At 48.0% G+C, this 23,802-nt stretch carries 15 protein-coding genes and 1 tRNA gene; 10 read left to right on the top strand and 6 right to left on the bottom strand.

The window, feature by feature from the left end; genetic code table 11:
• Positions 1-236: 236 nt before the first annotated feature.
• The 4 genes from fdhE (at position 237) to RGU75_RS20155 (ending at position 5,090) form a co-directional block, all read left to right on the top strand.
• Positions 237-1,277, top strand: coding sequence for a formate dehydrogenase accessory protein FdhE (gene fdhE, locus RGU75_RS20170; protein WP_322239040.1), 1,041 nt, complete (start codon positions 237-239; stop codon positions 1,275-1,277).
• Entirely contained in the window at positions 1,274-2,797 is a 1,524-nt protein-coding gene (selA, locus tag RGU75_RS20165) for an L-seryl-tRNA(Sec) selenium transferase (RefSeq protein ID WP_322239038.1), read from the top strand. Before fdhE ends, selA begins: the two co-directional genes overlap by 4 nt.
• Positions 2,794-4,827 (top strand): selenocysteine-specific translation elongation factor, encoded by a 2,034-nt coding sequence (selB, locus tag RGU75_RS20160; RefSeq protein ID WP_322239036.1) that lies wholly within the window; start codon positions 2,794-2,796, stop codon positions 4,825-4,827. Before selA ends, selB begins: the two co-directional genes overlap by 4 nt.
• Positions 4,828-4,997: 170 nt before the next feature.
• Positions 4,998-5,090: transfer RNA gene (locus RGU75_RS20155), tRNA-Sec, on the top strand.
• Between the two features lie 91 nt (positions 5,091-5,181).
• On the opposite strand, the gene RGU75_RS20150 is transcribed toward RGU75_RS20155, so the two are convergent.
• Together RGU75_RS20150 and RGU75_RS20145 are read right to left on the bottom strand one after the other, a co-directional pair.
• On the bottom strand, positions 5,182-8,568 hold the full coding sequence (locus RGU75_RS20150) for an ATP-binding protein (protein ID WP_322239034.1): 3,387 nt from the start codon (positions 8,566-8,568) through the stop codon (positions 5,182-5,184).
• Entirely contained in the window at positions 8,565-9,281 is a 717-nt protein-coding gene (locus RGU75_RS20145; RefSeq protein ID WP_322239032.1) for a response regulator transcription factor, read from the bottom strand. Before RGU75_RS20145 ends, RGU75_RS20150 begins: the two co-directional genes overlap by 4 nt.
• Before the next feature lie 239 nt (positions 9,282-9,520).
• Between RGU75_RS20145 and RGU75_RS20140 the strand changes: the two genes are divergently transcribed.
• Positions 9,521-12,925, top strand: coding sequence for an ATP-binding protein (locus tag RGU75_RS20140; RefSeq protein WP_322239030.1), 3,405 nt, complete (start codon positions 9,521-9,523; stop codon positions 12,923-12,925).
• A gap of 45 nt (positions 12,926-12,970) precedes the next feature.
• Here RGU75_RS20140 and RGU75_RS20135 read toward each other — a convergent pair whose 3' ends face one another.
• From RGU75_RS20135 to RGU75_RS20120, 4 genes are all read right to left on the bottom strand, one after another.
• On the bottom strand, positions 12,971-13,519 hold the full coding sequence (locus tag RGU75_RS20135; RefSeq protein WP_322239028.1) for a cytochrome b: 549 nt from the start codon (positions 13,517-13,519) through the stop codon (positions 12,971-12,973).
• Positions 13,520-13,735: 216 nt separating this feature from the next.
• Entirely contained in the window at positions 13,736-14,413 is a 678-nt protein-coding gene (locus RGU75_RS20130; protein WP_322239026.1) for a response regulator transcription factor, read from the bottom strand.
• A gap of 410 nt (positions 14,414-14,823) precedes the next feature.
• Positions 14,824-16,374 carry a lytic polysaccharide monooxygenase gene (locus tag RGU75_RS20125; RefSeq protein ID WP_322239024.1) on the bottom strand — a complete coding sequence of 517 codons (1,551 nt, stop codon included), beginning with the start codon at positions 16,372-16,374 and terminating at the stop codon, positions 14,824-14,826.
• A gap of 365 nt (positions 16,375-16,739) precedes the next feature.
• Positions 16,740-18,740, bottom strand: coding sequence for a TonB-dependent copper receptor (locus RGU75_RS20120; protein ID WP_322239022.1), 2,001 nt, complete (start codon positions 18,738-18,740; stop codon positions 16,740-16,742).
• Positions 18,741-19,795: 1,055 nt separating this feature from the next.
• Between RGU75_RS20120 and RGU75_RS20115 the strand changes: the two genes are divergently transcribed.
• The 5 genes from RGU75_RS20115 to RGU75_RS20095 all read left to right on the top strand — a co-directional run bounded on the left by RGU75_RS20115 (position 19,796) and on the right by RGU75_RS20095 (position 23,795).
• Positions 19,796-20,488, top strand: coding sequence for a DsbC family protein (locus RGU75_RS20115; RefSeq protein WP_322239020.1), 693 nt, complete (start codon positions 19,796-19,798; stop codon positions 20,486-20,488).
• Positions 20,489-20,640: 152 nt separating this feature from the next.
• Positions 20,641-21,075 (top strand): type II secretion system major pseudopilin GspG, encoded by a 435-nt coding sequence (gene gspG / locus RGU75_RS20110; RefSeq protein WP_322240681.1) that lies wholly within the window; start codon positions 20,641-20,643, stop codon positions 21,073-21,075.
• 3 nt (positions 21,076-21,078) lie between these two features.
• Complete coding sequence (locus tag RGU75_RS20105; protein ID WP_322239018.1) at positions 21,079-21,600, top strand: transglycosylase SLT domain-containing protein; 522 nt, start codon at positions 21,079-21,081, stop codon at positions 21,598-21,600.
• Positions 21,597-22,769, top strand: a complete 1,173-nt coding sequence (locus tag RGU75_RS20100; RefSeq protein ID WP_322239016.1) for a type II secretion system F family protein — start codon at positions 21,597-21,599, stop codon at positions 22,767-22,769. The genes RGU75_RS20105 and RGU75_RS20100 overlap by 4 nt, the downstream gene beginning before the upstream one ends.
• Before the next feature lie 9 nt (positions 22,770-22,778).
• Entirely contained in the window at positions 22,779-23,795 is a 1,017-nt protein-coding gene (locus tag RGU75_RS20095; protein WP_322234666.1) for an IS30 family transposase, read from the top strand.
• Positions 23,796-23,802 lie beyond the last annotated feature (7 nt).

Raw genomic sequence — 23,802 nt, 5'->3', positions numbered from 1 at the left:
TTATGGTGATTGATATCGACTTACGTTGATTTTTCAATTTGAACTGTTAATGTATCCTCAGTATGTGCAAATGGATATTGCGCTCAACTACGCCGACGTGGCGTCAGTTGGGTGCGTCTGCCGCCGATAAGCTTGCATGAGATCAAAGGGTGATGTTGAGTGGTATGCTGACATCAATCCCGCCTGCGCGGTAATATCGTGATCAGGTTCTACAGTATTATTTACAGGGAGTTTCAGTGCAGCGAATTCTTGAACGCGGGGAAATTGAATCCCTCGATCACATTACGATCCCACGCTTATGCTTGCCGTCCGCGGAAGGCGTGTTTAAAGCGCGCGCGGCACGTTTGCGCAAGTTGGCAGCGAATGAAATAACAGGCACGCCGGTTAGTGCAGAGTTAAGTGGCTATTTACTGTTGATGGCAGAGTTGGTCGAAGCGCAGAACGCGGTATTTGTATCGCTGACCGATGCGGATGCAGCATTGCCTGATCGGGAGGTACTCGATATCGGGCTTCAGCACGCGATGCCACCATTGCCAGCGTCTGGTCCAAGACCTGTTGTATGGCAGTTGATTTTCCAGCGATTGCTGGCCTTTTTGGCGCCAGTCGTATCGACGCGGCCTCAATTGGGTCCTGTATTGGCAGCTTTGCAGGCGCTTGATCAGACATCACTGGATACATTGGCGGATGCTGTCTTAGCCCAACGTACGGAAGATGTCGATCCAGCCCAAGCACCATTTATTGCTGCCGCGTTACAAGTGTTGTGGAGCCATAGTGCCAGCAAGTTATCGCTGAAGGACGTGCCGACGTTGGAAACGGCTGCGTTATGTCCTGTTTGCGGTTCGCATCCAGTAGCCAGCGTGGTGCGTATCGGCGGTCAATCGCAGGGTTACCGTTATCTGCATTGTGAGCTTTGTGCGAGTGAATGGCACATGGTGCGTGTGAAGTGTTCCCATTGCGAAAAAAATGCTCACATCGCCTATCAAGGCCTGGACGCACTTGGCGATGCGGACATTGATACTTCAAACACTGCTACCGGGTCGAAGAATATCTCAACGTCGATCAAGGCTAATAAGGCGAACAATCCTCAAAAGGTTATTCGGGCCGAGACCTGCGACGATTGTCACACCTATCGCAAAATCGTCAATCAGGAGCACGACTACGAAGTTGAGCCTTTGGCAGACGATCTGGCCAGTTTGACGCTGGATGTGTTGGTCACCGAAGCCGGCTATACGCGGGCAAGCATGAATCCGTTACTGTGGTTTAGCGGCCCCGCATGACAGACCTGCGATCGGCGGCGGGATTACTAGCAACTTCAGCGGCCACATCGGTTGCCGGTGGCGAGGTCGTTTTTGCAGCTCGCTTGCCTTCCGTCGAAAGTGTTCTTGCGGATGCATCCAGTGTTCCGTTGATCGAAAAATATGGTCGCACGCAAACTCTGGCGGCGCTGCGCGCGTTGCTTGCCGAGTTGCGGGCGGAAATCGTGCGCGGCGTGGCGAGCGCTGCTGCGGATGCTAGTACCGCGGTTAATCGGCCAAAGCTGCAAGATAGAGAAAACCCATTCGCTGGCCTCACCTCGGTACTTGCTGAGCGTTTGGCGACGGCTGCGATTCCGTCAATGAAACAGCTATTCAATCTTACTGGCACGGTATTGCATACCAATATGGGCCGAGCATTGTTACCAGATGTGGCGATTGATGCGGTGGTTGCAGCATTAAGTTCTCCGATGAATCTGGAGTTTGATCTGGCGACCGGAAAGCGCGGCGACCGCGATGATTTGGTCGAAGACTTGCTCTGTGAGTTAACCGGGGCTGAAGCGGCTACGGTTGTTAATAACAATGCCGCCGCCGTTTTGCTGATGTTGAGTGCGCTGGCTCCTCGCCGCGAGGTCATTGTTTCGCGCGGGGAATTGGTCGAAATTGGTGGTTCGTTCCGTATTCCGGACATCATGATGCGTGCGGGCGCAAAACTGCACGAAGTCGGAACCACTAATCGCACCCATGTATCTGACTATTCGGATGCGATTGGCCCGCGTAGCGCGTTACTGATGAAGGTCCATTGCAGCAACTATGCAATTCAGGGATTTACTAAAAGTGTCGAAGTAGCGCAACTCGCCGAACTGACCAAAACGCATGGTGTACCGACCGTGGTCGACTTGGGAAGCGGTACGCTAGTTGATCTTTCTCAATATGGATTGCCGCACGAGACAACGGTACGCGAGACCATTGAAGCCGGTGCCGATCTGGTGACCTTTAGTGGCGACAAATTGCTTGGTGGTCCACAGGCTGGCTTGATTGTGGGGCGCGCCGACCTCATCAAAAAAATCAAACGTCATCCTCTCAAGCGTGCGCTACGGGTTGGAAAACTGACATTAGCTGCGCTGGAGCCCGTGCTTGCTCTATATCGTAACCCTGAGCTTCTGCCTGAGCGACTGACAACCTTGCGTTTGTTGACGCGTCAGCAGTCAGCGATGCGGTTACAAGCTGAAAATCTCATGCCGATAGTTCAGCAGGCATTGGGACCGACAGTTGTCGTGACCGCCGAACCATTATTTAGCCAGATCGGAAGCGGTGCGTTACCGGTTGATTTGCTGCCAAGTTATGGCCTCTCGCTACGTATTAATGCGCCGCAGCGGCGTGGCCGCGGGCTAGGAAAAATTGAAAAGATGCTGCGTAACTTGCCGCGTCCAGTGATTGGGCGCATCGCCAATGATACGTTGTGGTTGGACCTGCGTTGTCTTGAAACTGCGGACGAAGCACAGTTCATTGCGCAACTATCCACGCTAGTACTAGCATCATGATTGTTGGTACCGCAGGACATATCGATCACGGTAAGACGACCTTGACGCGTGCTTTGACGGGTGTGGATACTGACCGCCTGAAAGAAGAAAAAGAACGCGGGATCTCGATTGAGCTTGGGTATGCTTATTTGCCTTTGCCCAATGGTGAGGTTCTGGGCCTGATTGATGTTCCTGGTCATGAAAAATTGATTCACACCATGGCCGCAGGCGCTAGTGGAATTGATTTTGCTTTGTTGGTGATCGCCGCCGACGATGGCATCATGCCGCAAACACGTGAACATCTGGCGATATTGGCCATGCTGGGCGTTAAGCGGGGTGCGGTAGCGCTGACCAAAATTGATCGTGTCGATAGCGATCGCATGGCTGCTGTCGAGCAGGATATCAACGTGCTTCTTGCATCAACGCCATTTTCTGGTGCGCAGATTTTTCGCACTCAGGCACATATTGCTGGCGATCCAGGCGTAGCGGCGCTACTTGCCTACTTGACGCTCAGTGCAAATAATGTGAACGGTACAGCTGTTAACCTTGCAACTAACCAAACTAACGCAAATATTTCGCAAATTGCCGATGCCACGCTCGCGACTTCCTCCATGCCGGACGAGCGCTTGTTCCGATTAGCGATAGATCGTGTCTTTACGTTGGCTGGACACGGAACAATCATCGCTGGAACCGCCTTGGCTGGACACGTGGCTGTTGACGATACTTTGATACTGGCGCCGAGCGGCGAACGTGTGCGGGTGCGCAGTATTCACGCGCAAAATCGTCCATCAGCAAGCGGTCATGCCGGTCAGCGATTAGCGTTGAATCTAGTGGGTGTTCCACGTGAGCAGATCAGTCGTGGCGACTGGATTTTGTCACCAGCACTGGCTGAGTGTTCCGAGCGTATTGATGGTGCGCTGCGCTTATTGTCCGATGCCGGACTTTCTCTTAAGTCCTGGTCTCCCGTGCATGTCCACCTCGGTGCCGCACATCGCACCGCGCACGTGGTGCTGCTTGATGGCGATGTGATAGTGCCGGGGCAGGAGAGTAGGGTGCAGCTTGTGTTTGATGCGCCTCTCCACGCGGTGCCGGGCGATCGCTTTGTGATCCGTAACGCACAAGCATCCCGCACCATTGGCGGCGGTCGTGTACTTGATCCATTCGGACCTGCGACCAAGCGGCGCAGTGCTGCACGTCATGCATGGCGCGATGCACTTGCTGCTTTTGTGGACTCTGGCGATAGCGCCGCGCTTCTTGACTGCAATCCGCTTGGTCTTTATCGTTCTGGGCTGGTGCGGTTATCACAGTTGCCACCCGAGCGGCTAGTTCTTCCCATCGATACGCGATCGATTTCGATCAGGGATGGTGATGCAGTACTTATTTCACGGGCTGCCTGGGATGCACTTGCTGCGCGCACGATCGAAGGATTGCGGACTTTTCACGCGAGTACACCCGATGATATTGGTCCGCAAATTGGCCGTTTAAGACGTATCGTTGAACCAGATATGGATGAGTCGCTTTGGCGTGCGCTGGTGGCATCGTTATGTGCGACCGGAATGTTGGTACAACAAGGTCCATGGTTGCATTTGCCTGAGCATACCGTGGAACTGCGCGCAGATGAGCTAGCGTTAGCGATTCAGTTGCTAGCCTCACTTGAGGCCGCAGGATTTAGTCCGCCTTGGGTGCGCGATCTGGCGCGTGAGCATGGCGCTGGCGAAGCGGAGGTCCGCGATCTTTTATGTAAGCTAGCAAAGCGGGCTGAAGTAAGTCAAATTGTGAAGGATCTGTTTTATCATCCCTCAAAGATTGATGACCTGGCGAGGATAGTCGCAGTGCTTGCAAACGATATCGATGAAGCAGGCTGCGTCGCTTCAACCGGTGCAAAAGCACGGCTAGTCAGCGCTGCCGCGTTTCGGGATGCGACCGGTATCGGGCGAAAACGGGCCATTCAATTATTGGAATTTTTTGATCGGGTCGGCTATACTCGGCGCTTGAAAGACACGCACATCCTGCGGCCAAACGCTTTGTGGGGAAGCGACGTTATGTTGTAACGGTTTTTGGATTCTTCAGGTGGTATTTTTGAATAGTATCTTTGAATAGTATTAAAGAGTATTGGTATCCAGCGATACCTGTTAAGTAGTGCTTAATGAGCTGTACCTATTGAGCAATACGGAACAAGCGGCAATGGGAAATAATCCATTCCGCAGCGTACAGTTTTCTTGGAAGGCAACCGCATCCGGTGGTGCGGCCGGGCTTCAAACCCGGTAGGGGGCGTCAGCCGTTCCCTCGTAAGTTCGACTCTTGCTGCCTTCCGCCCTATGGCCTGCTCTCAGATGGATACGAGGCTGACTAAGTCTGATTGGGCCTCATTAATGTTCAGTAATGCCCAGGACGGTTGGTGTAACTCATTCATTTTTCAGATCATTCGCGTTTAGGGACGTACGAAGATTGCGGACGACTTTCAGCAGATTTTTCACGAATTTTCGCAAATCAATTACCGTTGGGACACAAGGATTGCGATGACTGTCATGGCATATTTGTTCCGATAGTTGGGCTAAGCCATCTTCTTGTATTGCCAATAGTGCGCCTTTGAGCCGATGCAAAGCCCCATCGAGGGCTCCAAACTCCCTATTCTGGAAGGCAAGTAGTAGTGAACGTAAATCTTGTCGGTACGTGTCCAAAAAAATCTTAGCAATGTCATCATCGACTATAGATGAACCAAGGTTGTCGTTGAAGGTGGCTGCCAAAGTCTCGGCTTGATTAATAGATGCCTCGAAAGCAGAAGTGCCTCTTTTCGTCCCAGTAGATTGTGGGGCGTATGAACTATTAATAAAAAAATAGCGTGCCAGAGCATTTTTTAAATCAACCAAAGAAATCGGCTTGGTCAGATAAGCGTCAATTTGAGGCCGAATAACCACTGTCTGATCATTTTCACCACTTGCGCTGGTGACAATAATTGGCGTATCCAATCCATGCTGCCGTAAAGATGAAATGAGTTCGTACCCGCTCATGTGCGGTAAGTTCATATCGGTCAATATCAAGTCATACGGATAGTCGCTCGGCGCTGAGGTTGCCAGCGCTAATGCCAGTTTCCCATTATCGACAAAATCGACATTACTCTGTCCCAATGAGTATAGTTGCCTCTCCAGCAATTTTTTACTGACAGGATCATCTTCTACCACGAGTACCCGTAACACAGTCGATGGGATCGGCTCCTGAGGCTGTGCATGGATTTGGGACAGCGAGATCGACGGCATATAGCGAATCGCGGTAATGGGTATAGCATTACCTATGCGCCAATGTTTAAGGGCGCTGAGATCGATTGGTTGTGAGATAGCATTAACGGCCGCATGGCCCAGCACTAGCGTCACCAGAACAATGGTCCCCGCACCGTATTCGCTCTGAATGGTGATTTTTCCCTGCATCGCATCGATTAACTGCTTACACAATGATAAACCCAGACCGGTGCCACCGAACTCGCGTGCGATACTAGAGTTCGCCTGGCTGAAGGGTGTAAATAGCCGTTTTTGATCCTCAGTCGCAATGCCGATGCCAGAATCTCGAATACCGATCTGCAACGTATATCCATCCGGATGCGATGAGCCGGAAATGTCGAGAATAATGTTACCAACATGTGTGAATTTCACTGCATTTGATAGTAAATTATTTAAAATTTGCGCGATTCGCCCAGCATCACCGACCAGATTCTCCGGAACCGTAGATGTGATTCGACATTGAAAGTCAACAGATTTGGATTCGAGGGCAGGTGTCCACAAGTGCGTACATGACGCCACTGCGTCACGTAGATTGAAAGGCGCAATTTCCAGAGATAATTTGCCAGCCTCAATTCTTGAGATATCCAATATGTCATTAATGATGCGCAGGAGCGATTCAAACGAACCACGGATCGTTTGCACGAGTTCTCTTTCTGATGATGCTAAAGGCGCCATTTCCAGCAACTCCAAATGGCCAGTGGCGCCATGCAAAGGCGTCCTTATCTCATGGCTTATTAATGCCAAAAACATGGATTTGGCCTTATTTGCTTGGTCGGCTTCTATCTTTGCACGCTGCAGAGCACGTTCCGCACATTTCTGGGAGGTGATGTCGCTAAGACAGCATAACAGCACGTCATTGCGCAAGTAACGTGTGCGGGTAAAAGCCGCCAGCGCAAAGGTGCATGTTCCGTCCGCTGCGGACAACTCTAATACATCATGGGCAAGTGTCTGATCGCCTGCACCTGACTGACCTTGATTTTTATAGCATGCCATCAGGCGTTGATGGAACGACGTTATCTCATCGAAGGCGTGACTTTGACTGGCGATATGTCGTGCTTGTTCATTGGCCAGTATGAGTTCTCCTGTCGGATAATTTAGTACAAAAAATCCCAATGGCGCCACGCCCATCATAGCGCGGTTAAACGCTTCGCTGTCATGCACTCGTAGCGCTTCTCGAATGACGGGAATGAATGCCAGGCGATTGAAGAAAAAGACGGCAGTCCATAAAATGATACTGAGCATTAAGGCGACGCCGAGCGCAAAATAAATTTTGTGGTGAAGTACGTCCCACAACATACGCCAGTTGAATGTGTATACCATAGTCCAGCCAGTGTCTCTGATAGGGTGGCTTAAGGTGACAAGCGTGGCGCGTCCGTCGAAAAAAGCTTTCAAAGTATCGCTATATTTTTCAATTCTGGATGATGATGTCTTTTGTTGATAGGGCGACTGTTTGCCAGCATCATCGCTGACCGCCCCTGAAAGTACGATTCCGTTTGACGCAATTACGCCAAAACCTGCTGGTAGCGGTTGCAATAGGAAGTGTTGGTCGAACAGATCAACCGGTGTGCTAATGACCAGCACTGAAAAAGCGCTATCGCCATGAAAGGTCACGGCCGCCCGGCTGATGATCAGTTTTCCGCTTAAAGGGTCTTTATAGGGCGCGATCCAGATGGTCTTACCTGCGCGTAGTTTTGCGGCTGGTATTGTCTGCAGTGCGGCCTCAACAGGTGCGACGGCCTTAACAATTGCGGCGCGAATCTCCATTGGATTTCGATGTGAAGATTGAAGCGATTTAGCCGACATCTCCGTCTGCGGTGCATGCAAGCCCAAAAAAGTTTTCTTTTTATCATAAAGCATGACGTACGAACCCTCAACCGCCGGTAAGGTATTCATGACGACATTAGGTGAGACATCGTAAAATTGTGTCAGAAGCGTTGCCAGTTTTGCAGACGGTTTGGCAACGTTCAACGCGGTTAGCACCAGCATTTCTGTTGATGCTTTGGCGGGGCCGTTGTTAACGGCATTAGCCGCAATTTCGGAAGTCACGGCAGGTTGCGTGCCCGATGTGATGTCCGACTTGCTGACCGCGGTGTCAACGGCGGCATCAATCGCTGCATTGATGGCTATGTTGCGCGCCGTATGTTGAATAAAACTAAATCGTTCGAGCGGAATTAAATTAGCTGTTGCTTTTCCCGCCACGTCCGATTGCCGTTGCTTATGCAAAAACTCTTGCCTTACAATAGCTTGGCGCATTTTTGCATTTGCTGTAATGACCCTGATTTCTACCTGACGCTGTTCGTCATCGAATAGAAGTCGTTGCGCGTGGACAAAATTTTCTGTGTACATTGCCACTGCGATTAACCCTGCCACTAGCGCGACAAAGGTAAACAGCGTGGCACCGCCGTAGAGTATCCATTGATAGTATTGACCTAAAAGTTGAACGGAGCTGGTTCCATTGGGTGAGCCTGGTTGTGAACAATGTGTCGAGAACGGTTTGTTCTCGTCATGTTTGATCATTGCGAGGTGATGGAGGACATCAGTTGTTCATTACTGAGCGTATGGAAAAACTCAATGTTACTTTTGGTGCCGAGCTTTTTCATCAACAACTGTTTATGTGCACTGACTGTTTTGACGCTGCGACTCGTCAACTCCGCGATCTCCGTAAGAGTCAACCCGCGTTGGAGTAGACGTATAGTTTCAATTTCTTTAGGTGTGTATGAGACACGTCCGACTGCTGGTGAGCGTTCGTTTCTTCCTAAAGATAAGAGATTTTTTAACATGTCCTGCGTGGTGGCAGAGTCAGTAAATTTATTGCCGGATCTGACTTCATGCACAGCGTTGATCACGTTACGCATGTCACTATTTTTACGGACGAATCCATATACGCCACATTCCAGCGTATTACGGGCTGTTCCCAGATCATCCCGAGCAGAAAGGATGATAATTTTAAGATCAGGGTATATCTGTCGGATCTTTTTAATCATTGGTAAGCCATCAGGGAACTCATCGCCATAGAAAGAATAATCGCATATCAGAATGTCACATGGATAAATCTCAAGCACTTTGAACGTGTCTGACACCGTTTGCGCGGTTGCTACAATACGGACGTTTTTGGTTGTTGCCAATATTTTTTCAACCCCATGTAACAAAATGGGATGATCGTCTGCGACTATGATGTCGCATGTCTCGTTGGTGTGGATATTTTCAAATTGCTGCTGGGTTTCAAACATAATATTTCCCTTATCTTTCTATTCCACACAAAAATGGCGGCGATCGCGTGAACATATTTTTGAGAGCCTTGAAATCCCGCGACACAGATAGAATTATCTCAATAATTGGTGGCAATTGAATTAAGAGACATCTCTTTTTGATGTGGAAATAACTGTAAACGTCTGAGAATATTCCGAGATAAAAAGATTATTCTTAGTGGGCGATGCTATGCTGCGATGGAATACCTCGACAGGCGCTTATGGCTTACTCTGCTTTATCAGACCGCATAACGACGATTTCACGCAGATTTTTGCAAGCGCGAACCTATTTGATCATCGCTTTATTGTCGCTTTTGCTTGCCCTTTTTATCGGTTTTTTGCTTCTGTTTATGCTATGGGACCGGAGTGAATGGGCGCATGAAAATTATGCAGATCTGTTGCGGCAAATATCGCGACAGGAATATTTCATTGGTAAGTTTTCGGAGGTGGTGCCAGATTATATTTGTGGCATGACGTCGCCTTGTAAAAAGCCGGTTGACCCGACTGCACGCTTATCGGTTCCCGGTCAGACCTCTCCACTGGTTGAGGAATTTTGGATACTTCGCCGTCCTATCGGGGCGGGTCCATCAACTTTCCTTGAGCCACAGCACGAATTGCAACTGAGAGAATGGCAGGCGCTTGGATGGCGTCTCGCGGATTTTCATAAGGTCTTTTGGGGTTATCGGGTAAGTAGTGACCAATCAGTCTTAATGAATGCTGATGGCTCTCTTGCAATGTTCACCCGGTCAGGATTGAAGTCGCAGCCAGATACCCAAAAAATTGCGTTATTTTTGCTTCAGAAGCGCGAGGAGTTTGAGCGCATATTGCGCGATTATCCAGATTCGCACAATGCGGATGGTATTTATTGGACGAAATCGATGACCGACCCTTTTTCTGGGCGTACGGTATTTACCTGCTTCATGCCGTATCGAGATAGTCATGGCACTGTTCTTGGTTACGCTTCGACCGACGTTTCACCGGATACTGTATTAATCCGCACGAAGGTCACTGGGACTGCTTTCCAAAAAAGATCTGGACTCGTATTGATTTATGCCTACACAGGTCGATTGATGTTGATTGATGGCCGTAAACCGACTACCGAGGAAGTCGCATTTTATCGAAATCTGGATAGCGAGCAAGATTACAAAATTCACCGTAGCTCTTTACAGTTTCGGATGAAAGATGCCATGCTCCAAGTGAGCTACGCGGTACCAAATATCGAATGGCGTGTGGTGTATGCAGTCAGTTTGTGGACGATGCTGCGTGAAAAAATGATGCTGATCGTGGTCGGAATTTTATTGTTTTTATTGGCCGTTACCGGAGTTCTGCTTGGCACGCAGCGCATCAAACGTGCAGTAATAGGTCCTGCAGAAAGGCAGGCAAAACGACTGGCTGACAGTGAAAATTTTAATCGGACTATCATTGAAACATCGCCTGTGGGATTGGCAGTTTTAAGGGTGCGTGACGGCAGTGTCGTATTGCGTAACGGGCAGTTTGTTCCGCTTGAGCGGTGGCGGTTATTTGATGCGACTGATCAATTAATATCTGGCGATGTGTTGCCGATCTTAGCGTCTCTGGAGCAACTAGGAAAACAAGAGCAGCACAGCACGTTACTTTTAGAGGATGCACAGCACGGACATTTTTACCAAATCGGCATTGCTTCAGCAATGCACGAGGATGAGCCAGTATATATTTGTGTGCTGAGCGATATGACTGATCGCGAACGTACGGAGCAAACGCTGGCAGAAGCCAAGCTTGTTGCCGAATCGGTTAGCGCTTCGAAAAGCCTTTTTCTGGCAACAATCAGTCATGAAATCCGCACGCCTTTATATGGAATGCTGGCTTCAATCGAGCTAATGGCCAAAACTCGACTCGATGATGAACAACGCCAGTTGTCCCACACAATGGATGGTTCTGCCAGAACGCTCAAAGACGTATTAAATGACGCCTTAGATTTCACCAAGGGTGAAACGGAAGCCGATGAGCTAGATCGTCAAGAGTTCGACTTAGCGAAAGAGTTGGAGACAGTGGTGCAGGGATTTTGGTCGCGAGCATCGTTAAAGAATTTGCAACTGAATTGCTTCATTGATCCTGCACTCGAGGGCTTGTGGTGGGGTGATTCCCTTAAGTTGACACAAGTGCTTAATAACTTGATCAATAATGCGGTGAAATTTACGATGCACGGAAATGTCACGGTAATAGGGCAATTACTTACGACGGGACCGAATGGATCACGCATAGGCCTTTCTGTCCGTGATACCGGACCGGGTATTGACGAAGAAGATGCGGAACGTATTTTTCAACCATTTGGTCAGGCTAGCGGACCGGTGGCGAGACAGCAGTTTTCTGGTACGGGTTTGGGCCTTTTTATCTGTAAAAAATTCGTCGCTGCGATGGGCGGTACGATTGCTTTAGATTCTGAGCCTGGTCAAGGTGCGACTTTCGTTGTGACGATTACATTAAGCCAAGCTAAACGAATAGCGGTTGATGAGAGTTTGAGCGGTCTTACATTCGCAATTAATACCAGCCTGGAACACGGAACACATTTATCCTCGGTAATAACGTCGAAATCCGGTGTAATCCTTGAACTGCGTGATGATCCTGACAATAGAGAGCCGTATTCAGCGCGAATTGATGTGACTGTCGATACGGCAGGGCATGGCGTTGAAGGGCATAGCGAAACCGGTGAATTTGAAGAAGCGGCGCACCAGGGGGTTGTGTTTCTAGACTTATCTTTGCCCTATCAGCCCTTTTTGAAGGGTAATCAAGGTTATGCCAATCCTCTTTCCGGATCAGCCGTAATAAATGCTTTATTGATGGTGGCTGGGCGCAAAGCCGCGGAGGAAGCAATCCAGCCAGCAATGATGGGAAGCCCTCGTAAAACTGATGCGCATGTGTTGATTGTTGATGATCAGGCAATTAACAGACTTCTTTTGGAAAAACAATTAACGTTTTTTGGTTGCCGTATCAGCGCAGCCGAGAGTGGCCGGGAAGCATTACGACAGATTCAGGACGGTCAACATTTTGATCTGATTTTGACTGATCTGAATATGCCAGAAATGAACGGTTATGAGTTGGCACTGGCTTTGCGTGCACATGAAGTGCTTTGCCCTATCATTGCCGTTACTGCAAGCCTGTTAGCGGGCGAACGCGAACGCGGGCAGGCCGCCGGGATGAACGGCTATATGATTAAACCGTTTGCGATGGATGATTTGGAAAAGCTGTTGGAGCGATTTATTGGCTTGGGCAAGGCACTGCCACATATCGTGTCTAACGCTATGGTGATCGACGAATCCGATCGTGATAAAGCGATCGCGGAAGCGTCTGTGGTCGCATCACAGATGTGGCAGCCGGAAATGTTAAAAGCTGCGGTTAATAGTATGACGGAGGATATGGCACTGTTGGCTGTCGCTATTGCCTTAGCTGATCTTGATCACCTTGGGGCAATCGCGCATCGGATTCACGGCGGTATGGCGGCCCTCGATATGCGACCTGCCATCTCGCTGTGCCGCGCGATCGAAGAAAGTGCAGAGTACGAGTGGCAAGAAGAGGCGTTCCGACTTGCACCTATCCTGTTGGAAATGCTTGAACAAATTCGAGAAGATATCAATCCGGATGAGGATTAAGTACTAAAGCCGTCCCATCATTCATTGACCTAAATCTACAGGCAATCAAAGCATCCGGCTAATAATGTTACGTTTGTCGATGAGTTGATGTTTCGCTACTGCCGCAAGGTGCAGAATTAACATTACTGCTACGCCAGCGCAGGAAGCACGATGTACGTCAAAAAAGAATCCGTTAATCGATGCGTCGTTGATAGGGTTGGGAATGTCGATTAACCAAAAAAATCTGTAACTATGTGTCAGCATTAAAACGCCGCTTAATAACATGACAAAAATTACCAGGTAAAACATTTCATGCGCCAGATGTGCAATATTTTTCTTGGGACCTGAAAGGTCGGCCGGGTAGGGAACTGACGGTCTAAAGAATTTCCATAAATACCTTACAACCGTAAGCGGTATCACGACAGTTCCAATAGACATATTCAATACCGAAAAAAATGAAAAATACGGTGTGTCGATCAAAAAATGTAGCGAGTAACCAGCAATCATTGTATAAATGATCAAGCCCGCAGCAATCCAATGTACCCGTCGCGTAAAGACGTCATAACGATTGTGCTGCTGATTTCTCTGTGAAAAATGATTAATAATCGTTGCCATAAATAACCTTATAAATAGTGTTGTCAGGTGTAAAGAAGAGTTAAAAACGCAAAGTGACTAAAACGCCGTTTCACGCTCACCTAAAAAATTATTTTTTAAAATGGGGAAATGTGATTGATTCGTACAAAAACGTCGAATCGGAGGTGCATCTTGTCACGGTAAAAAATCTCTTTTACCAAAAATAAATTCGCATGCTCTCGATAAAAACCGGGTCACTCAAAGCGCCATCCCGGCAATCACTCGGTATAGCTCAGAATCATTGCGTATACTTAATTTTTCCATTGCACGCAGTTTGTGCGCACTCACCGTTTTGATGCTGAGACTCATGCATTGAGCAATATCAGTGAGACGACTACCTTTGCCCATCAAGCGCAGTACTTCTATTTCTTTAGGACTAATAACAGCAGTTTCAGGATTGCGATACAGCATCGCTTTCAACAAGTGATGCTCAACAAACGTATCGCCTTTGATAACAGCCTGAATTGCTTGCCACAGTACTTCTTCGTTGGCGCTTTTACTGATGTAGCCATTCGCGCCTGCTTCCAATGCCGCGCAGATGATAATTGGCGAATGATGATGCGACACCACAAGTATGTTGGTGCTGTAATTCTTGCGGATATGCTTGATCAAGTTATGACCGTCGAGTGCGTGGAGCGGATGCGGATCGGTACTGTCAGTCTGTAATGAATAATCTAGTAGGAGCAGATCCGGGTTATGCGTCTTCAGCGCCTCCAATAACTCCTTAGGCGATGCCACATCTGCGACCACGTTATAGGATGTTTGTTCAGTAGATGTCTGAGGCGATGCATTTGGAGCTGAAAAATTGCTGATTATGGAGACCAACCCCTTGCGGACTAAAGTGGAATCTTCGACGATAATAATGTTGATAGGCATGAAAAAAGCTCCGTTTATTCAGATTGTCCACAGAACATCTTCACCGTTCCTCAACGTCGATATTTAACGGAGAGTAGTTTGCCATGCGATAAGGATTGGTCCTGACTTGTTGAAACAAAGAATATTCTTATCGACTCTCATTGAAAATAGGGTTTATCCCAAAAATCGCGATATCGATTGCACTGAAAAAAAACTCAACAAACATACCGGTACAAAATCACTGAGTAACGCTGCTATGGATAATTAAGAAAGTATCGCCAGAACTATAAAATCCCTTGTAAAGTCGAATTAATTTTTCCTGACTACTCAAAAAAACGCCCCGTAATCCGAGGCGTTTTTATTAGTATCTGGTCCGGTACCTATTTTGTTCGTTGGCACCGGATAGCCAAAATTCGTTTGTAGATAATGATTTACTTGCTAACCTTCGTCCACGCATCCGACCAGTCACTACCAGTTCCCGGAGCATAATGCTGTGGAGACTGTTTGCACCACAGACCATGAGGAACCGGCTTACATGCATAAACATTGCCATCCTTCGGTTGTAATACCTTGTTACCTGGTTTATACGCTGTGCGATCATTCGGGTACGTAAAGTCATAGTCGACATTTACAGGAGGAATCGGATCAACGACTGGCGGAATTGGATCAACAACCGGTGGAGTCGGGTCAGCTACATCGCCTCCTACCATTTTGAAGTTCGATGTTTTTTGCACCAGCGCGCCCGATTTTGCTTTACCAATAGTCACCAGATCGTAGCTACCGGCTACAGCTTTATCGATATCTATCGTAAAGTGTTCTGAGCCGTCGTTTATATCTGCTTCGCCACGAGCGACTTCTTCTTTTTGCGCGTTGTAGACAATGTTTTGCACCTTACTGGAATCGCCCAGAGCTTTCACGTCAAAATGGAGTGTGACTTTGCCGTTTTCGATTTTGTACGTCGATTTTACGCCGCTGACTTCCATCGAGAAAATAGGATTTGCGCGCTGAATATCAATGATCAGACCTGAAACATTGCTGTCTTTTTGGACGTAAGCAGTGTTTGGGCCATAGGCTGGTTTCACTTCATCATCTTTATTCAATTGGCCTGCTTTGTAACCCAGATTGTCGGCGTTGATTTTGGTGGCTAATTGATGTGGCCATTGGGTACTCTTACCTTCTTCGTCGCTCTGAATGGTGAGTACGGTTTGTTTTGAAACATCCTCCTGACCAGCAACCATCACGCGAGCGGTGATGACCGTGTCCGTTTTTAAATCGGTTTGACTCGGTTGAATTGATCCAATTTCTGACCACTTTGATGGTGCGATCATATCATTCTGAATATCGACATCGACTACTTGATAGAACGTAGCGGAAGTATCTGATGTCTTCCATGTAGCCAGCACCACATGATAGCCGCTATGATCGGTCGGAATATCAACACTATGCGAAGAATTCATGATGCCATTATTCGGTTTGGTGCCGTTATGTATTTGTTGGCCGATTGGCGTTGCTTCAAACGAACTGCGTGACAAAGGCATATTGGGGTTCCAATCTTTTTTAGTGATAAAGAACTGCCAGTAAGCGGTAATATGATCTGCCGTATATTTCCACTTGAACGTATTTTTACCCGCTTTGACCTTGGTTTTATGCCAGCGCGTTGCTGTCTGTTCGTTCAGGTTACCGTATTTGCTGGTGAGGCCGCCTGCTGCAATATCGCCGTCAGCGGGAGCGTTGAACGGGAAAGCCTCGTTGCCGGGTGGCAGAACGCCGAAAGCACCGCCGCCACCGCCGAATTCAACACCTTGTGGTTCGTAGGGAGCGATGCAGTTGGCGTTGACGCCTTGGTAGCAAGACAGCGACCGGCTCATTGGCGATTCGATGTAACCATGTGCTGATGCTTGCTGAGCGACCAGCGAACCAAGTACCAGTGTTAAACCGAGCGATAGTTTACCGATTGTTTTTGTTGATGTGGATGTAGACATATAGGTTAATACCCTTTGTTAGTGTATGTAAAAAATCGTTAGTACTGCATGAATTCTGAATCTCAATAGTGAGTTGATGCTGCGTGCTCAGTGGCACTGCATTCCTACTGTTGATGGGATTCATTTTCCAGTTTTTAACTAACGCACAACACCTGATAAATGCGGGGATTAAATAAGAAAAACGCTTAACCGGTTAAGAATTGTCTGTATTTGAGTTGGGCTTGATGATTCAAGCCGTACGTTTTAGTGTTACTGCTCTACACCAAAGGAAGTGATGATACAAAAAAGGTGCGGACAATGTCGGCACCTTTTGTGGGAAATATGTTCTCCCGCTTAACGCCGCTTATATGGCGTCATTGGCAAGTTTATTTTATTTCAAATTGCGCCTTCACCCAAATCATTCGACCGGGTTCGTTGATGCGTGTGGTTTGGTCATAACCGGGCAATGGCGTGCCACTGCGACTAAGATGTTCGGCGTACACTTTGTTGGTTATATTATCGACGCCGGATGTAATCAATACATCTTTGCGAGGCTTCCAGCCAGCATTAATCGAAAATATGGTGAACCCAGAACTAGCCCCCAAATCTTGTCCCGCGATGTTACCTTTATGAAGATCAAAACGTTTCTGGGAGGCGACTGAGCGCACCATAGAAGCTAGAGACCAGGTGTGATTGTCAAAGGTAAGACCAAATTTACTTTCCAATGGTGGCATTTGTGCTAAGGGTGTCTTGTCGGTCAGGTTATTACCGCGAACCCCGTTAATCGAACCATCGAGTTTCCATAGTTGATTGATCGCATACGTTGCGCCGATTTCACCGCCCCACGTCGACGCCTTTATATTACGTGTAATGGAGATGCCGGTCTTTGCTCCCTTATTCACGTTTGACTCAATCAGGATAAAATCATTTACATGGCTATAAAAGGCTGAAGCGGTTAGATTCCATGGGCCTGAATGATATAGGACACCAATATCAAGTTGAGTCGTTTTTTCTGGCCTGGTACCAAAAGCGCTCACACTATCCACACTTTGCTTTGAAATCAACTCCCAATAGTCAGGAAATCGCTCTGCGATTCCAACACCCGCATAAAGCGTCGTTGGACTTCCCGTAAGGTCGTGCTCATAGCGTGTAAAACCACTGCGTAACGTGTCATTTCGGCGTGTGAGATTACCCGAACTGGTGGTCGATTTTCGTTCATCTCTGGCCTGCCAAAAATCTGTGCGCAACCCGGTAATAATGCGGCTATTTTCGCTTTTTCCGAGATGTTGCGTTAGCTCGCCAAACAAACCAATATTCTGAAAACGTGCATCGGGCACCCGTGGACTGTCCTGATACGACACGCTCCCAGGATTCATTCCCATCCCCATGCGTGATGTATGCACATTGCCTTGCATATCAAAACCGGTTACTAGTTGCGTCGTATCACTCAGATTGAGCGTGATGGCGACGCGGCCGCCTTGTGTGGTGCGGTCCGGATTCATTGCCTTCAACATACTACCCGCTGTAGGGGAGCGAAGACTGTAGTTATCCATTACGTGGTCAATGTAATTTCGGTAAATTTGGGCTTCCACTTTTTTGACCATTGGTGACAAGTTACGCTTTTGGAACTTGAGTCCTATAGTCGAGCGAGCGAATCGCGCACCATCCATCCCACGGTCAGCGTAGGCGGCCTGACCGTCACTTTTGGCAATAGATAGCTCCAGCAAGGTATTGTCATCGGGCGTCCACCCAAACGCTGCACGACTACTCCAGCGGGTATAAGACGAATGTACAGGATGTCCTTCGCCATCGCGATAGTCATCGGAATGTGATCGGGTCGCGCCTGCTTCAGCATAAAATCCGGACAGGCTATAACGGGCGGAAGAGACCTCGTCATGACGCCCAAAACTACCCACCATAATACTGGAGTTGAGTTTCAATCCTGGCGCTACACGCTCGGTACTACGTTCGAACAATACAGTTCCTGCAGAACTAGTGGGGCCATAAAGAACCGTTTGCGGTCCTTTAATCAAGGTAATGCGGTCATATTCCGCTGGAAATATATAGGCGGTCGGTGGATCCATGCGACCACCGCAACCACCTAAAATTTGCTGTCCATCCATTGCAATATTCAGCCGTGATCCCGCCATACCACGGAAGACAGGATCACCATCAGTGCCACCTTTGCGCACTACAGAAAATCCTGGAATCGTTTTTAGGTAATCAGCTCCATCATGTGCGGGAACGGGTTGGCGCGGTGCTTTTGGATCGGTAACGACGATGAGCGGTGCCGACATTTGCGGTGCGGTTACAACGACTTCTGGAAGGGGGATAGTCAGGTTTGCAATGATTGCATGATCTATCGATTGGGCGTGAACGTTAGCCATAAAGAGAGCGCCCAAAACTAAGGCAATCGGCGTGAGTTTGAAACAATTCGTCATATTGGGATGAATGGTTGATAAGTGACTCGCGACGATGTCTGCCGGCATTAGCGAAGACGCCGAACCGTCAAGACAAGTATTGCGCACAGTTACTCTGGTTTAAATAGCATTTATCAAAACCGCCCGCTGACAACGCTGAGAGGTTCCTATCCGTTTTATAGATTTGGTACTACACAGTGTGGACACTTTTACCAATTTAAAACACGGGATAAGTACTAGATATGGTTAAGACTTTTCTAATTCTTTAGCAGAAAAATCTTATTGAGAAAGATGGTGGAAACCTCGATAAGAACACAACTTTTAGAGATGAAAATAGGAATGGATGAGAACGAAATACAAATTTTCAATCGCCCTCTGATATCACAAAGTAAAAGTTAATTTAATTATTTTGAAAATTGAATGTCGATTTTATAGAATATTCTTAGATAGATTCCAGAGTATTCGCATTGTTTTTTGTCGCGCAATTTACTATCCTCTTAACTGTTTTTGAAGACAGGATGAAGAGCTTGTAATGAAAAGTTTAAACGAAAAAAATAGCATCAATTTTCTAGAGTTGGACATCTATAGATGACGATACATTTTTTCTTCTCGTCAATACAAAAACCACTTTCTGTCTGTTGCTTGGTGCTGCTTGTGAGTGCTTAAGGTTGTTTAAGTAGTGACGAATCAAGAACCATTCGCAAATTTTTATCCTTCCTTGTACACCTGATTTTCACAAAAAATAAGCGTTGAATATTCGAAGGTATTTTCTGGCTTTTTTTTGAAGTAAATGGCGCTCATAAAGGAAGCGTGGTTTTTGGCTGGGATATGGAAATGGTATCTATTCTATGCAGCGAACAGGCAATCAACTTTATAAATACTATCCACATTTGGGATAAATCCCATGTTCCCAATATCGCTTCTCTGTAAAACTGCATCTCATCAACTTAATCAGAGCAAAACGAGTTTGATGTAGAAGCACTCATCCTCATCATCGCTCACCTCAACAGGAGCCTTACAAAATGCGCATCAATCGACTTATCACCGTGTCAGCAATTTTTCTGTTTAGCGTGATGCCGTATGCAATGGGATCGAACGTCGCTGTTGGCTTGCAGCATGATGATACAAAACAGCTGGGGAATTTTGGAGCACTGAAAAAAAGCGATAGCAAGCGCGCAATCGGTTTGCAGGCTTCAGCCCAGTATGGACTACTTGAAAAAAGTCGGAATAGATTGTCGGTTCAATCGATCCCATCCGTTGGTGATCAAGCTATAAATAATAATCTATGGAATAGCTTACCAATGGAAAAATCATTTAAGCGAGTTGAAGGTTTGGGTGAGCGTCATGTTACGGTTTTTTCAGATCCTAACTGCAGCTATTGCAAACGTTTGGAAGCAGAACTGGCGAAGCTCCACAACGTGACCGTACATACATTTATTTTTCCTTTTTTGTCTGAAAATTCAAGAGAAAAGGGAAACAATATTTTATGCGCAAAAAATCCTTCTGCCGTTTGGGGGGAATGGATGTTGCATGGCAAGGCGCCTGTAAAAAATCCCCTTTGCGCTTCAACATTACAAGAACTTCTCGATGTCGGGCGGCGTTTCGATATTCGTGGAACGCCAGTTCTGATTTTCCCCGATGGCTCCCGCATTAGTGGTTTTATTTCTGCCGAAACGATTGAAAAAAAATTAGAGCAAGTAATGAAAAAAATATAGATGTTATCAAATCACCTCAAAATCAGACGTAAGTTGTGGCGTATTCGTCGATTTCAGTAACGAAGTCAGCGGTCAGCTAAGTAACTATATAAATCAGTAATGAAGTCCGTATCGGCGCAACAGCCCCAACTCTAACCAAGGAAATACAAATGATGAACCCAAAATCCCAATCTGAACGTGGCTTTACGTTACTCGAATTACTGGTGGTTCTATTGATTACCGCGTTGTTAGCTGGGTATGTCGGGCCAAAGTTATTTGGAAAAATCGAACAAGCTAAAGAAAGTGCAGCAGCGGCACAAATGAAAACGCTTGCCGATGTACTTGGTCAGTACCGGCTTGATACGGGCATCTACCCAACTGAAGAGCAAGGATTAGAAGCCTTGATAGAACAGCCAGCTGGTGAAAATAATTGGAAGGGGCCGTATTTAAATAGTGGTTTGCCGAAGGATCCATGGGAAAACGCATACGTCTGGCATAACCCAGCGCGTGATGCCGATGCTACGCATGAAGTTGAAATTTTGTCTTTGGGCGCTGATGGACAGCTGGGTGGCTCAGGAAAAAATAAAGATATTACGAGGGGATTTTGAGTTATGAAAATATCTTTGATTGCGGTCACTATGTGTCTGGCGGTTTCAACTTCGTCGCAAGCCGCATGTTGGGACGAAGCTGGCGCTCGCTACAACATTGACCCAATATTGCTTCAGGCTATGGCGCATGTGGAGTCGGGTATGAATGCTGCTGCTCGTAACTATAACAATGATGGCTCCTATGACGTAGGCTTAATGCAAATTAATAAGTTGCATTTCCCGCGACTTGCTACATTCGGTATTACCGAAAAACGTTTGATCGCGGAGCCTTGTACTTCGGTGATGGTGGGTGCGTGGATTTTGGCAGAATTTGTTCAACGCGTTGGCTATAACTGGACTGCAGTTGGGGCTTATAACGCTGGAACAAGCATACATCGAAAACATGCGCGCAACCGATATATCAAGAAAGTAGCTGGACAATATCGAGCGTTAAAAATGCAGACAAAAAAACGAACTCACGTTGCCAAGGTTCTTTCAGGAAAATCCACCCGCTCGTTTGTGCAGCTTAATACGGCTACGCAATGAAGCAGTTCGACGTACTCGTCATGCGTGGCGGCAATGCAGAGCATCAATTAATACAGGCCAAAGATGCCAATGATGCCAGCAATCAATGTGCAAAACAGGGACATGTCTTGCGCGTTAAGGAAGTCCGACTACGCGCAAAACGTCGCACTAAATTTCTACTTGGTCTGTTTATTCAGGAACTGATCGCGCTTCTTGACGCGGGCCTGGCATTAGTTGAAGCAATCGAAGCTTTGGCAGAGAAGTCGGCAAATGAAGAGCATAAGGAAGTACTAGATGGACTGTTAACGTATTTATATCGGGGGCAGCCACTTTCACAGGCGATGGAGCAACAGAGCGAGATTTTCCCAACATTACTAATTGCCAGTGTTGCGTCGTCCGAGCATAGCGGTCAATTACCACAGGCGTTGCGTCGATTTCATCATTACGAAGTACAGATTGCTGCTTTGAAAAAGAAAGTCTGGAGCGCGCTGATGTATCCGCTCATCGTGGTATCGGTCGGTGCATTGATTTTAGGATTTTTGGTCGTGTTCGTCATACCGAGATTTGCCACCGTCTTCAGTGGCATGAAGGATCTCAATGGCACGGCACAATTGATGGTGTGGTGGGCTGGAATGGTCACCGAGCACGGGGGAGAACTTCTTCTCACCCTTGTTGCCAGCGTTATCGCCGGCGTATTAGCTTTGCGCACTAAAACAGTGAAGGCTGGACTATGGAAAATGGTCTGGAGCGTTAATCGTCTTAACGAACAACGTGTGTTGTTTGTTCTGGCGCGTTTCTATCGGACATTCGGTTTGTTATTACTCGGTGGCATGCAAGTAGTTGATGCATTGACGTTGACCGGAAAGTTACTTCCTGCAGACCGTCAGTCTGATTTGCAACAAGTTCTTCAACACGTTCAAGAAGGGCGCGGAGTTGCCGGTGCATTGGTAGACGCCAATTTGACGACTCCTGTTGCGGCCCGTTTGCTACGCGTCGGCGAAAAAAGTGGCGACCTGGCTGGTATGTGTGAACGTATTGCACAGTTCCATGACGAAGCGCTGGCCCGCGCCATAGAGTTGTTTAGCAAAGTATTTGAACCGATTTTGATGCTCATTGTGGGCGGCTTGATCGGGACCATCGTCTTTTTATTGGGCGTTCTCAAAGACCAAGTGCAACACCTTCTGCTGTAAGGTGCCGCCATGGCGAAAATTTACAAACATTTAACTACTCAGGAACGCGCCGTCGTCATGACCATGCGCGACGACCTGTGCTCCACCCGATCCATTGCTAAACGCCTTTGCCGTTCAGCCAGCACGATTAGCCGCGAACTCAAACGCACCAGCGGTGCCGGCGTCTACGATGCCAATCTGGCCCACGCACAATGCCAGGCGCGTCGTGTCCTGCCGCGACGTCTTCCCAAACTGCACGCGGACGGGGCCTTGTTCCAGGTCGTCCGGCATCAGCTAAAACTCCTCTGGTCGCCGCAGCAAATAGCGCGCAAACTCAGGGCCCTTTGGCCCGACAATTCTGAGAAATCTGTGTCCCACGAGACCATCTACAACGCCATCTACTTGCACCCACGCGGCGAACTCAAGCGTGAGCTGATTGCCTGCCTGCGTCACCACAACCAGGTCCGTAAGCCACGCAGCCGTGGCACCGATCGCCGGGGTCAGATCCCAGATATGCAGAGCATCCACATCCGGCCTCCAGAGGTCGAGGACCGCCTCATTCCCGGCCATTGGGAAGGGGACTTGATCAAGGGTGCCGGCAACCGCTCATCGGTGGGCACGCTGGTCGAGCGCACGACCGGCTTTGTGGTGCTCGCCAAGATGGACAACGCAACCACCAAAGCGGTCGTCGACAGCTTCTCGGCGGTGCTCAACCGCGAGCCGGCAGCGATGCGCAAGACCATGACTTACGACCAAGGGCGCGAGATGCACGGCCACAAAATCCTCACCGAGCGCACCGGTGTTCAGATCTATTTCGCCGACCCGCACAGCCCTTGGCAGCGCGGGTCAAATGAAAATACCAACGGCTTGTTGCGCCAATACATGCCCAAGGGTTCGGACCTGTCGATCTACTCTCAGGACGAACTCGACGCCATCGCCTTGTCGCTCAATACGCGTCCAAGAGCAAGGCTCGATTATGAGTCGCCACTCGTCGTTTATACTCAGCACATCGCGTTGCTACAACATCCGACTGACACTGTTAATTAACCCAGTG

The organism is Glaciimonas sp. CA11.2 (genome assembly GCF_034314045.1).
Taxonomy (GTDB): domain Bacteria; phylum Pseudomonadota; class Gammaproteobacteria; order Burkholderiales; family Burkholderiaceae_D; genus Glaciimonas.
This window is presented reverse-complemented; position numbering and strand designations above follow the sequence as displayed.